The sequence below is a fragment of the Haloechinothrix sp. LS1_15 genome (genome assembly GCF_033042135.1).
Lineage (GTDB): Bacteria > Actinomycetota > Actinomycetes > Mycobacteriales > Pseudonocardiaceae > Haloechinothrix.
Genome location: NZ_WBXM01000003.1, coordinates 206,606 through 218,462 on the forward strand (window position 1 = coordinate 206,606; position 11,857 = coordinate 218,462).

Here is an 11,857-nt window from a genome sequence, read left to right on the forward strand (position 1 = left end):
GTCGGCGTGGGCAGGACGCGGGAGCGGGCTCCGAACGGGGAGTCGCCGGAGCTCGCTCCCGCACCGCCCGCGGACTGTCGGGACAGCGACACGTAAGCTCCGGAGTTATGCCACAGCGGCGCCGTATCGGAATCATGGGTGGCACGTTCGACCCCATCCACCACGGCCATCTCGTCGCGGCCAGCGAGGTTCAGGCACGTTTCGAGCTGGACGAAGTCGTCTTCGTGCCCACCGGACAGCCATGGCAGAAGACGGGCACCTTGGTCAGCGAGGCCGAAGACCGCTACCTCATGACGGTGATCGCCACGGCGTCGAACCCGGTGTTCTCGGTGAGCAGGGCGGACATCGAGCGGGGTGGGCAGACCTACACAGTTGACACGCTGCGCGACATGCGCACGCTGTACCCGGATGCCGAATTGCTGTTCATCACCGGGGCCGACGCCCTTGAGCAGATCCTGACCTGGCGCGATCCCGACGAGCTTTTCGAGCTGGCGCACTTCATCGGTGTCACCCGCCCGGGATACGACCTCGACGACCATCACCTACCGGAAGGCAAGGTGAGCCTCGTCGAGGTCACCGCCATGGCGATCTCCTCGACGTCGTGCCGCGAGCGAGTGTCGCGGGCCGAACCGGTGTGGTATCTCGTACCGGACGGTGTGGTGCGCTACATCCAGAAACGCGGCCTCTACCGCGCGGGTTGATCCGGCGGCGGCACGCGGTCCCGCAGGTGGTACGCGCAACAGTGCCGCTACCGGTAGGCTCGGTGCACGGACGAATGCTGGCCAGCAGCGTCGGTCGGGACCGTGGGAACCACACGAGGAAGGTAAAGGAGCGAGAGTGGCAGCGACGTCGGAAGCGCAGCGGATAGCCGAGACGGCCGCACACGCGGCCGCGGACAGGAAGGCCTCCGACATCGTGGCACTCGACGTATCCGAGCAGCTCGTGATCACGGACGTGTTCCTGATCGCCTCCGCCCCGAACGAGCGTCAGGTCGGTGCGATCGTGGACAACATCGAGGAGAAGCTGCGGGAGACCGGGCACAAGCCCGCACGCCGGGAAGGCGCTCGAGAAGGTCGTTGGGTGCTGCTGGACTACGTGGACGTGGTGATTCACGTCCAGCACGACGAGGAGCGCTCCTTCTACGCGCTGGAGCGGCTGTGGAAGGACTGCCCGCAGCTGGAGATCCAGGGTCTGGTGGCGGACGCGGCCGGCGAGGGGTCGTGAGCGCGCCGCCCGGGCGCGGGACCGCGACACCCGGCGAACCGCCCGGGCTCGCGCGGCTGGTGCTGTGGCGGCACGGCGAGACCGAGTACAACGCCGTCGGGCGCATGCAGGGGCACATCGATGCCGCCCTGACCACGGTCGGGTGGGATCAGGCGAGGTTCGTCGTACCGCGGCTGTCGCGCTTCGCCCCCGACCTGGTCGTCGCATCCGATCTGCGCAGGGCAGGTGACACCGCCACGGTGTTCACCGAGGCCATGGGTGTGCCGTTGCGGGTGGACAAGCGGCTCAGGGAGACCCACCTGGGGCAGTGGCAGGGGCTGACCGCCGCCGAGGTGGACGCTCGGTGGCCGGGGGAGCGGCTGCGCTGGCGAGCCGACGCGTCGTGGGCGCCGCCGGGCGGGGAGTCCCGTGTCGACGTCGCCGATCGGGCGCACGGCGTAGTCACCGAGCTGGAGCAAGCCGGGGATTACGAGAGCGGCACGGTGATGCTGGTGGCGCACGGCGGCCTGATCGTGGCGCTCACCGCACGCCTGCTGGGGTTGCCGCTGGAGTTGTGGCCCCGGCTCGCCGGGATCGGCAACTGCCACTGGGTCGAGCTCGCCGCCGACCCCGGCGGATGGCGGCTGCTCGCCTACAACGCCGGGCCCGAATGACGCGCACACGATCGCGGTGACGGTGCGGGGACGGCCCGATCACCGCGCGTGCGGCCCCGTGTCGGGGCCGGTGCCACCCCTACTACGCTCGTGACGTGCCGGTCGCTGTTGTCACCGATTCCACCGCGTACCTCCCGGAGAGGGCCGCCGCGAACCACGGTATCGCCGTGGTGCCGCTGTACGTGCTCATCGACGATGAGGCCGGTCTCGACGGGTTGGACGTCGACGCCGCCGCTCTCACCGCCGCGCTGACCAGACGGCGAACCGTCACGACGTCCATGCCCACCCCCGACGAGCTCGCCCACGCGTACCGGACCGCGCTCGACGGCGGTGCCGACGCGGTGGTGTCGTTGCATATCTCCAGCGAGCTGTCGGGCACGTGGGGTGCCGCAGTCCGGGCAGCCGACCAGGTCGATCCGGCCAGGGTGCGGGTGGTCGACTCGCGAACCACCGCCATGGGACTGGGCTTCGCCGCGATCGCCGCGGCCGAGGCCTCGCGTGACGGCGCCTCCCCAGCCGAGGTGGAGGACGTGGCTGTGGCGACGGCGGCCCGGTCACGCACCATGTTCGTCGTCGAAACGCTCGAATACCTGCGGCGTGGCGGGCGAATCGGGTCGGCGGCGGCGTTCTTCGGTACCGCGCTGGCGGTGAAGCCGCTACTGCACATCGACGACGGCGCGATCCTGCCGCTCGAGAAGGTGCGCACCATGGGCCGGGCGCGGTCCCGCCTGGTCGATCTCGCGGTGCGGGAAGCGGGTGAGGACGAGGTGGAGCTGGCGGTGCACCATCTGGGACGGCCGGAGCGCGCCGAGGAATTGGCTGCCGAGCTGGAGAAGCGGCTGCCGTTGTTGCGGGGTTGCGTGGTCACCGAGATCGGTGCCGTGATCGGCGCCCACACCGGCCCCGGCGTACTCGGCGTGGTGGTGCAGCACCCGGGCGGGAGCGGCTGAGCGGGAGCACTGCCCTCCCGAGTCGCGAGTTGTCCACCGCCGCGAGCTGTCCACATCCGACAAGCGAGCCCGTACCGTGCCACCGCGGAGCCGCCTAGCGTCGCGGCTGTGACACAGCGAACGAGTGACGGCAGCGGACAACGACAGGACCCGGCTGTCGAGCGGCTGGCGGCGCTGGTCGCGCGGGCACGTGACGGCGACCTCGCATCGTCAGGCTCCGACGGCGTCCACGCGGCGGCACTGCGGGGCGCGTTCCGGCGCAGGCTCGACCGGCTCCGCGAGCGGTGGGTGCCGCGTGCCGCCGCACCGGGAGCGCACCGCGCGGGCACGTCGGGTAGGGACCACCGGAACCCGGACGGTGAGCGTGACGGGGGTGACGGCGGTGACACCGACGCCGTTCCCGGCGCACTCGATCCGCCCGGTCCGGCAGGTCGCACCCGCCTGCTGGTGGTACTGGCCACCGCGGTGACGGTGGTGGGGGTGCTGGGTGGCACGGCGTGGGTGTTGAGCGATCGCGCCGGGCACGACCCGGTGGCGGAGCGGCCGGATGCGGGGTGGGAGGCGACGCAGGCGGACGAGCCACCCGCCACGACCGGGCGTGGTTCGGAAACCTCCCCGGCAGGCAGCGGTGGGGAGGTCGCCGCTGGTGCGGCAGGATCCGCCGACCCCGGCAGGGACACGGACGAGCTGGTGGTCAGCGTGGTCGGTGAGGTCGACAACCCCGGCCTGGTCACGGTGCCGCCCGGTGCGCGCGTCGCTGAGGCCATCGAAGCGGCTGGCGGGCCCACGTCAGGGGACGACCTGCTGGAGGTGAACCTGGCGCGGCGGTTGTCCGACGGCGAACAGATCCATGTTGGCGTCCCGGCACCGCCGCACGGGCACCAGCAGGGACCGCCCGGCGCGCGACCGGACGATGCAGCCCGCGCGCCGGTGGATCTCAATCACGCGGGCCAGGACCAGCTGGAGGACCTGCCCGGGGTCGGTGAGGTCACGGCCGGGCGCATCCTGGAATGGCGCGAGCGGCACGGCCCTTTCACCGCGGTCGAGCAGCTCCGCGAGGTCAGCGGGATCGGGGAGCGCACACTGGAAAGCCTGCGCGAGCGGGTCACCGTGGGATGATCGGCGATCCTGCCGCGATCGACGAACGACCCCGGCAGGATTACCGGCTGGTTCCCGCGGCGGCGACGCTGTGGTGCGCGGCGTGGTCCGGGCTGCTGGCGAGCTGGTGGCTCAGCTTGGTGGTCGGGTTCACCGCGGCCGCGGCCGCGGTGCTGGTGCTGATCCGTCGTCCGCGCGGGCGGGCCGCCGGTGCCGCTGCCGCGTTGCTGCTGGCAGCGGGGCTCGCAGTGGGGCCGGTGGGCGTCCAGCTGTCCGCGGCGCAGCACGATCCGCTTCGCGCTCACGCCCAGCAGCACGCCCCGGTGCAGGCGCAGGTCACCATCCGCGAACGCCCGGAGCCTGTCCGCGCTGGCGCGGCCGGTGCCACGACGCGCGGGCAGCCCCGCGTCGTGGCGGTCGCCGAGGTCCGGGCCGCCGTCGCCGGAGGCCGCAGGGTCACCAGCTCGGGGCGCGTGCGCCTGGTGGCGCCGGAGCGGCACTGGTCGTGGCTGCTCCCCGGGCAGCGGCTCACCGTGACCGGTACCCTCGCCCCGGCCCGCGGCGATGCCCTGACGGTCGCCACGATCCGGGTCGCCCACGACACCGCACCAGCGCACACGACAGCGCCGCGTTGGTGGCAGCGGCTGGGGCGTCAGCTGCGGCAGGGGCTGCGCCAGGCCGCCACCGTACTACCGGAGGAGCAGGCGGGCCTGCTCGCCGGGCTGGTCGTCGGCGACACATCCGGGATGCCACCCTCACTGCTCGACGACTTCCGTTCGGCGGGGATGGCCCACCTCGTGGCCGTTTCCGGGCTTCACGTCGGTGTGGTCTGCGGGGCGGTGATCCTGGTGCTGCGGCTGCTGCGGATCGGCCCGCGGCTGACCGCTGTGCTCGCAGGTACCGCCCTGGCGGGCTACGTGATCACCGTCGGCTACGCGCCGAGCGTGCTGCGGGCGGGGCTGATGGGAGCCGTCGGGCTGCTCGCGCTGCTGCTCGGCAGGCAGCGGTCGGCCATGCCCGCACTGGCGTTCGCGACCGGTGCGCTTGTCACGGTCGATCCCGCTATGGCCACCCGGTTCGGCTTTGCGATGTCCGTGTCGGCCACCGCTGCGCTGGTGCTGCTCGCACCTGCCTGGACGGACCGGTTGCGGTCCACGGGCGTGCCAGCGGGGCCCGCGGCCGCGCTCGTGGTGCCGTTCGCGGCGTTCCTCGCCACCGCCCCGCTGATCGCGGTGATGGTAGGTGAGATCAGCTTGGTGACCGTCGCCGCCAACCTGGTCGCCGCCCCCGTGGTGGCGGTGACCACGGTGCTCGGGGCGCTGGCCGCCGCGCTGTCGCCGCTGGGGTCCTGGCCTGCCGAGCTCTCCGCCCGCCTCACCTGGCCGGGCACGAGCTGGCTGGTGTGGGTGGCGAATCGCGCGGCGGCGGTGCCTGGTGGCGTCCTCGACTGGCCGGACGGTTGGTCCGGCGGAATGTCAGCGGCGCTGGCGATGGGGCTGCTCGGGGCGGCGTGCCACCTCCGGTCGCTCCGGCGCATCCTCGTGTTCGCGGCGCTGGCGGGCACGGTAGCGATGCTGGTGGCGCGGCTGCTCACCCCCGGGTGGCCGCCAGACGGGTGGGTGCTGGTGGCGTGCGACGTCGGTCAGGGGGACGGGTTGGTGCTGGCCACCGGACAGCCGGGGGAGGCGGTGGTTCTCGACACCGGACCCGGCGGCGGTGCGATGGCCGACTGCCTGACTCGGCTCCGGGTGGAGCGGATCCCGCTGCTGCTGATCACCCACCTGCATGAGGACCACTTCGGGGGCCTGCCCGCCGTGCTGCGCGGCACCGACGTCGACGCGGTCGCGATGGGGCCGGGGCGCACTCCCGGATGGGCGTGGGAAGCGGTCACCGGCGCCGCGGGCCAGGCAGGCGTCCCGGTACACCAGCTGGCGGCGGGGGACCGCCTGCGCTGGGAGGAGCTGGACCTCCGGTTGCTCGGCCCGCGCCACGTGCCCGCCGAGCAACCGGAGGACCCCAGCGGCACCGAGATCAACGATCTGTCGCTGGTGGCCTCGGCGAGCACCCCGCTCGGCCGTATCCTGCTCACCGGGGATGCGGAGCTGGCGGCCCAGGCCGACCTGCTCGCCTCGGAGGTGGACCTACGGGCCGAGGTGCTCAAGGTGCCGCACCATGGCAGCGCCGCCACGCATGCCGAGTTCCTCGACGCCGTCGCCCCGGAGGTGGCCGTGGTCAGCTCCGGGCACGGCAACCCGTACGGCCACCCCGACGGTGAGGTACTGGATCACCTCACCGAAGCCGGGGCGCGGGTCGCCAGGACCGACGAGCACGGCGACATCGCGCTCCTGCCCGCAGGCCCGCAAGGCGGCACGCGGGATCAGTCACCACCGCAGGTGGTGCCCTCCTCCGGCAACGTGCCGTCGACCAGATAGGCCACCCCGGCATCGTCGATGCAGTCTCCGTGTCCCTGCGCGAACAGCCCGTGCTCGGCTCCCTCGAAGGTCAGCAGGGCGCCGTCCATGCCGTCGGCCAGCTGCTCGGCGCCTTCATGGGGTGTGGCCGGATCACTGGTGGCGGAGATCACCAGCGGCGGCGGCACGTCGTCCAGGCTGGGGAACTCGTGCTCCAGTGTGTGCGACACGGGCCAGGAGGCGCACGGGCCCCGAGCCGCGACGAGCGGCTCTCCCCCATCCAGGAACGGTGCCGCATCCAAGTACGCCTCGTTCGCCTCGGCGATGGTGTCGCGGTCGGTCACAGGCTCGTCATCCACGCACGAGATGGCTAGGCCCGCATCCATCCCGGGCGGATAGGATCCGTCCTCGTTGCGTCGGTTGTAGACGTCGGCCAGGAGCATCAATGTCTCGCCGTGTCCCTGCCGGAGCAGCTGGAGATCCTCCAGCAGGAACTCCCACCAGCCCTCGCTGTACAGCGCCTGGATGGTTGCGGTGGTGGCGTTCGCGAAGGTCAATTCTCTCCCGTCGTTCAGCGGGAGTGGATCGTCGACCAATGGTCGCACCAGATCCTGGTAGGCGACGACGGCTGCGTCGGGGTCGTGACCGAGCGGGCAGTCGTGGCGCTCGGTGCACCAGGCGGCGAACTCCTCGAAGGCGTCGCCGAAGCCTTCGCCCTGGGCCGCCATTGTGTCCACTATGTTGCGCTCAGGGTCCATTGCGCCATCGAGTACCAGTGCTCGCACGTGGGTGGGGAAAGTTTCGGCATAGGTGTAGCCGATGCGGGTGCCGTACGAGTAGCCGAGGTAGTTCAGCTGCTCGTCACCGAGCGCGGCCCGTAGCACGTCGAGGTCATGTACCACGTCACGGGTACCCACGTTGGCGAGCATCTCCTCGCCGTACTCGGTGCGCTCGACACATTTATCCACGAGCTCGCGATTGATTTCCTCTGCGTCCGCCACGGAGTCCGAGAATCGAGCGGGTTGGGACCGCCAGTCGTCGCGCTCGGCGTCAGTGAGGCACTCGACGGTTGGTTCGCTGCTACCGATCCCGCGCGGATCGAAGCCGACGATGTCGAATCGCTCGCCGACCTCGGTGTCTGCGAGTTCCCCGGCCACAGTCGCGGCGAGGACCAATCCGGACATGCCCGGTCCGCCCGGATTGGTCACCAGTGACCCGATCATGTCGTCGCTCTGGGCGGCCACGCGCGAGACACCGACGGTGATCGTTTCGCCGTCCGGATCCTCGTAGTCCAGCGGTACTTCCAGCCGTGCGCACTCGGCCGAGGATTCGGCCAGCGACTCGCGAGCCCAGTCGGAGCTCGCGTACGGCTCACAGTCCTCCCAGGAGAGCTCCTGCTCGTAGAAGCCGTCGAGCTGGTCGAAATACGTCTGTAGGGGGCCGGGAAACAGCGGGGCCTGCGGGAGCGGCTCGGCCGGGGTCAGGGTGGGATCCCCCAACGCGGTCGGGCCGCACGAGGTGACCACCAGGCACGCGGCCAGCGCGCAGGCGGATCGGGACAGTCTTCGCATGCCCCGATCGTGTCAAATCGTACATAGGGACATGTCATCCGCCAAACGGACGTACGGTGTGGCGTGATCGGGGGCGTGCCGCGAACCGCCGTGCCCTTACCGCGCCCGGCAGCACCTAGCTGCGCAGCGCCTCGGCGACCGCCTCCGCCGACGGCGGGACCGTGGCCTTCGGCCCGATGGAGTCCTGCACCGCGTCGAGCGTTTTGAGGCCGTCACCGGTGATCAGCAGCACGGTCTCGGCGTCGGGGTCGATCGTGCCCGCCTCGATGAGCTTCTTGGCGGTGGCGACGGTGACGCCGCCCGCGGTCTCGGCGAAGATGCCTTCGGTCCTGGCGAGCAGCCGGATCCCGTCGACGATCTCCTGGTCGGTGACGTCCTCGATCGACCCGCCGGTGCGGTTGACGGTGTCGAGCACGTACGGCCCGTCGGCCGGGTTGCCGATGGCCAGCGAACGGGCGATCGTGTCCGGCTTGGTCGGCTGGACCACGTCCAGGCCCGACTTGAACGCTGCCGACACCGGCGAGCAGCCGGTGGCCTGCGCGCCGAACACCCGGTACGGGCTCGGCTCCACGAGGCCGAGCTGAGCCAGCTCGGTGAAGCCCTTGTCCACCTTGGTCAGCTGCGACCCGGAGGCGATGGGCACCACGATCTGCTCGGGAATGCGCCAGCCGAGCTGCTCGGCGACCTCGAATGCCAGGGTCTTCGACCCCTCCGAGTAGTAGGGGCGGACGTTGACGTTGACGAACGCCCAGTTCTCGTTCTCCGCGGCGAGCTCGGTGGCCAGCCGGTTGACGTCGTCGTAGTTGCCGTCCACCGCGATCAGCGAGCCGTCGTAGACGGCGGTGGTGAGCACCTTGGCGCGTTCCAGCGAGGAGGGGATCAGCACCACCGAATCCCAGCCCGCGCGGGCCGCGGCGGCGGCGACGGCGTTGGCGAGGTTCCCGGTGGACGGACACGCCAGCACGTCGAACCCGAACTCGCGGGCGGCGGCGAGCGCGACGGCGACTACGCGGTCCTTGAACGAGTGTGTCGGGTTACCGGTGTCGTCCTTGACCCAGATGCGCTTCACCCCGAGCTCGGCCGCCAACCGATCGGCGCGGATGAGCTTGGTGAAGCCGGGCTCGGTGTTCGGGATCTGATCGACGTCGGACGGCACCGGCAGCAGCTTCTTGTAGCGCCAGATGTTGCGCGGCCCCGATTCGATGTCCGAGCGGCGCACCGTGCCGAAGTCGTAGGCCACCTCGAGTGGCGAGAAGTCCTCCGCCGAGACGAACTCCGGAGCCAGCGGCTGCTCGTGGCCCTCTTCCTTGGACTTCAGGTACGCGGCGGGGCCGAGGTCGATTCCACCGGATCGGCGATTGGAGGCAGCGGAGGTAGCGCCGGACGGCGCGGATGCAGTTGTCATGGCGAGGCGTCCTTTCCTCATCTGTCCCACGGTGAATCATGGGCCGGAATTGGCACCGAACGCGTCAGCTACCTCGCCGATCGAGGTGACGGGCTGACGCTGGTTGCCGGGGCTTCATCGGGCCGGTCCCTCTGCCCCTCTGGATGAGCGATATCGAGTTGTCGGTTGTCGCACGGTGCTGTCGAGTGATCTATGGCCGCGCTGCGCTCCACGATTACCGTATCCCAGCTCGGTTCCTTGTCATCGGTCAGCCGTCCCGGGGTGGTCCCTGGTCAGCCAACCCGCTGTACACCGTACGGCACGGGGTGGTGCACTGCCACGGAATGCGGCGCGGGACTAGATCTTGGTCACATTTCGGGACGAACCTGCGCCAGTCGGGGCGGGGTTCCGCCGGTCGGAGCAGTGCGCGCCGGAGCCGCGCCGCGTGCGAGGATAGGGCCCGTGACGCAGCACGCGAGCGCGCAACCCGCCGCGCCGAACCCGTTACACCTGGTACTCGGTGAGGAACCCCTGCTGATCGACAGGGCGGTGGCGAACACCCTCGACGCGGCGCGTCGCTCCGACCCGGAGACCGATCTCACCCGGGTGCGCGCGAGCGAGCTGACCGACGGGCAGCTGAGTGAGCTGGTCAGCCCCTCGCTGTTCAGCGACGGCCGGGTCGTGGTGGTGGAAGCGGCGCACGAGATCTCCCAGGAGGCCGCCGCGGCGCTCGAGGGCTATGTCCGCGCCCCGGCTGCCGGGGTGGTGCTGGTGGTGGTGCACAGCGGCGGCGGTCGCAGCAATGCCGCCAAGGCGCTACCGACCACGCTGCGCAAGGCAGGCGCGGCCGTCACGGAGTGCCCGAAGGTCACCAAACCCGCCGAGCGGGAGTCGTTCGTCCGCGCCGAGGTACGCAGCGCGGGTGGGCGCATCGACGCGGCGGCGGCGAGTGCGCTGGTCGAATCGGTCGGTTCGGACCTGCGTGAGCTCGCCTCGGCCGCGAGCCAGCTCGTCGCGGACACCGGCGGCACCATCGACGAGGCCGCCGTTCGTCGCTACCACACCGGCAAGGCCGACGTCACCGGTTTCGCCGTTGCGGAAAAGGCCGTGGCAGGCGACCGTGCGGCGGCGCTGGCGTCGCTGCGCTGGGCGCTGCACATCGGCGTCGCCCACGTGCTGATCGCGGACGCGCTGGCCGATGCGGTTCGTACCGTGGCGCGGGTGGCCTCGGCAGGCAGGGGGAACCCGAACACCATGGCGAGCCAGCTCGGTATGCCGCCATGGAAGATCCGCAAGGCACAGGGCCAGGCCACGGGCTGGAACCGGGAAGGCCTCACGGCCGCCATGCGGGTGGTCGCCGACCTCAACGCCGACGTCAAAGGCGCGGCAGCGGATCCGAACTACGCGCTGGAGCGCGCAGTCCTGACCATCGTCGACCTGCGAGCGGGCTGAGCCGGGCGGCTGCGCGAGTCCCGGGGCACGACGTCACGACGCGGCCCCCACCCTCGCGTTCCGATCGTGCGGGTACGGGGGTGGGGGCCGCGTGTGATGCGTGATCGAGGCCTGGCGACCGGGATCAGCCGTCGAGGGCGTGGAGGCGCTTGGCCATCGCCGACTTCTTGTTCGCGGCCTGGTTCTTGTGGATGACGCCCTTGCTGGCGGCCTTGTCCAGCTTCCTCGCCGCCGCGCGCTGCAGCTCGGTGGCCTTCTCCTTGTCCCCGGCCGCAGCGGCCTCGCGGAACTTGCGGATCGCGGTCTTCACCGAGGACTTGACGGCCTGGTTGCGCTGGCGCGCCTCCTCGTTGGTGCGAATACGCTTGATCTGTGACTTGATGTTGGCCACGCTGGCGCTCCTTCATCGTCTCGTCGTCGGTGGGATGCGTGCCGCGATCGTTCGGCCCCGCCGACCCGTGGCTCGCCCTGGGGCTCCTCCGGACCGGCGGGCTTCCTCCCTTGCGGAATGCCGCACGGCAACGACGCTCCAGCATACACCGGTCACGGTGGCCGCCTCGCGGGTGGTTGCCCGTTCCATGGCGGTTGATCCGCGCACCGGTACGCCGGACCAATACCTCCGGAAGCCGTCATGGTGAACGGTCGGGTCCCCCGGCTTTCGCGCCCGCCGTGAAAGAGGTAGGCACGGAGCATGGACGTGCTCAGCAGCCGGATACTCCTCAAACCCCGCGACTTCGACAGCTCGCGCGCGTTCTATGCCGAAACGCTCGGGCTCGCCGTCTACCGCGAGTTCCCCGGCGGTACCGTGTTCTTCCTCGGAGGGGGCTTCCTCGAGCTGGTCGGCACCGGCAGCGAGGGGCCCGGCCCCGATGTGGCGCTGTGGCTGCAGGTGCGCGACGTGCGCGCCGCGGTGACCGAGCTGGCCGCGCGTGGCCTGCGACCGGACCGGGAGCCGCGGGAGGAACCGTGGGGGTTGATCGAGGCCTGGATCAGCGATCCGGATGGCACCCGCATCGTGCTGGTGGAGGTCCCGCCGGATCACCCGTTGCGCGTGGACACCCGCTGATTGCCCGGCCCACCCGGCCCGGTGGTATGCCCTGAGGCCACACCGGCC

At 71.1% G+C, this 11,857-nt stretch carries 11 protein-coding genes and 1 riboswitch; of the genes, 8 read left to right on the forward strand and 3 right to left on the reverse strand.

What is annotated here, in order from left to right; genetic code table 11:
• Positions 1-107: 107 nt before the first annotated feature.
• The 6 genes from nadD to F8178_RS06170 all read left to right on the forward strand — a co-directional run bounded on the left by nadD (position 108) and on the right by F8178_RS06170 (position 6,357).
• Positions 108-701 (forward strand): nicotinate-nucleotide adenylyltransferase, encoded by a 594-nt coding sequence (gene nadD / locus F8178_RS06145; protein ID WP_317493684.1) that lies wholly within the window; start codon positions 108-110, stop codon positions 699-701.
• Between the two features lie 136 nt (positions 702-837).
• Positions 838-1,224, forward strand: a complete 387-nt coding sequence (gene rsfS / locus F8178_RS06150; RefSeq protein ID WP_317493685.1) for a ribosome silencing factor — start codon at positions 838-840, stop codon at positions 1,222-1,224.
• On the forward strand, positions 1,221-1,877 hold the full coding sequence (locus tag F8178_RS06155; protein WP_317493686.1) for a histidine phosphatase family protein: 657 nt from the start codon (positions 1,221-1,223) through the stop codon (positions 1,875-1,877). The genes rsfS and F8178_RS06155 overlap by 4 nt, the downstream gene beginning before the upstream one ends.
• A gap of 95 nt (positions 1,878-1,972) precedes the next feature.
• Positions 1,973-2,827 carry a DegV family protein gene (locus F8178_RS06160; RefSeq protein WP_317493687.1) on the forward strand — a complete coding sequence of 285 codons (855 nt, stop codon included), beginning with the start codon at positions 1,973-1,975 and terminating at the stop codon, positions 2,825-2,827.
• Between the two features lie 108 nt (positions 2,828-2,935).
• Entirely contained in the window at positions 2,936-3,946 is a 1,011-nt protein-coding gene (locus tag F8178_RS06165; RefSeq protein WP_317493688.1) for a ComEA family DNA-binding protein, read from the forward strand.
• Entirely contained in the window at positions 3,943-6,357 is a 2,415-nt protein-coding gene (locus F8178_RS06170) for a DNA internalization-related competence protein ComEC/Rec2 (protein WP_317493689.1), read from the forward strand. Before F8178_RS06165 ends, F8178_RS06170 begins: the two co-directional genes overlap by 4 nt.
• Here the strand turns inward: F8178_RS06170 and F8178_RS06175 are convergent.
• Complete coding sequence (locus F8178_RS06175; RefSeq protein ID WP_317493690.1) at positions 6,303-7,907, reverse strand: alpha/beta hydrolase; 1,605 nt, start codon at positions 7,905-7,907, stop codon at positions 6,303-6,305. The genes F8178_RS06170 and F8178_RS06175 overlap by 55 nt on opposite strands.
• Before the next feature lie 115 nt (positions 7,908-8,022).
• Positions 8,023-9,312 (reverse strand): threonine synthase, encoded by a 1,290-nt coding sequence (thrC, locus tag F8178_RS06180; protein ID WP_317493691.1) that lies wholly within the window; start codon positions 9,310-9,312, stop codon positions 8,023-8,025.
• A 14-nt stretch (positions 9,313-9,326) separates the two neighbouring features.
• A riboswitch (SAM riboswitch) is annotated at positions 9,327-9,462 on the reverse strand.
• A 291-nt stretch (positions 9,463-9,753) separates the two neighbouring features.
• Here thrC and holA point away from each other — a divergent pair.
• A complete protein-coding gene (gene holA, locus F8178_RS06185; protein ID WP_317493692.1) occupies positions 9,754-10,743 on the forward strand; it encodes a DNA polymerase III subunit delta in 990 nt (329 codons plus the stop codon).
• 124 nt (positions 10,744-10,867) lie between these two features.
• Here the strand turns inward: holA and rpsT are convergent, their stop codons facing one another.
• A complete protein-coding gene (gene rpsT / locus F8178_RS06190; protein ID WP_317493693.1) occupies positions 10,868-11,134 on the reverse strand; it encodes a 30S ribosomal protein S20 in 267 nt (88 codons plus the stop codon).
• 300 nt (positions 11,135-11,434) lie between these two features.
• Between rpsT and F8178_RS06195 the strand changes: the two genes are divergently transcribed.
• Entirely contained in the window at positions 11,435-11,809 is a 375-nt protein-coding gene (locus F8178_RS06195; RefSeq protein WP_317493694.1) for a VOC family protein, read from the forward strand.
• Positions 11,810-11,857: the final 48 nt, after the last annotated feature.

Coding starts and splice junctions, on each gene's coding strand:
- nadD (WP_317493684.1), top strand. CDS start 108: ATGCCACAGCGGCGCCGTATCGGAATCATGGGTGGCACGTTCGACCCC.
- F8178_RS06170 (WP_317493689.1), top strand. CDS start 3,943: ATGATCGGCGATCCTGCCGCGATCGACGAACGACCCCGGCAGGATTAC.
- F8178_RS06175 (WP_317493690.1), bottom strand. CDS start 7,907: ATGCGAAGACTGTCCCGATCCGCCTGCGCGCTGGCCGCGTGCCTGGTG.
- thrC (WP_317493691.1), bottom strand. CDS start 9,312: ATGACAACTGCATCCGCGCCGTCCGGCGCTACCTCCGCTGCCTCCAAT.
- F8178_RS06195 (WP_317493694.1), top strand. CDS start 11,435: ATGGACGTGCTCAGCAGCCGGATACTCCTCAAACCCCGCGACTTCGAC.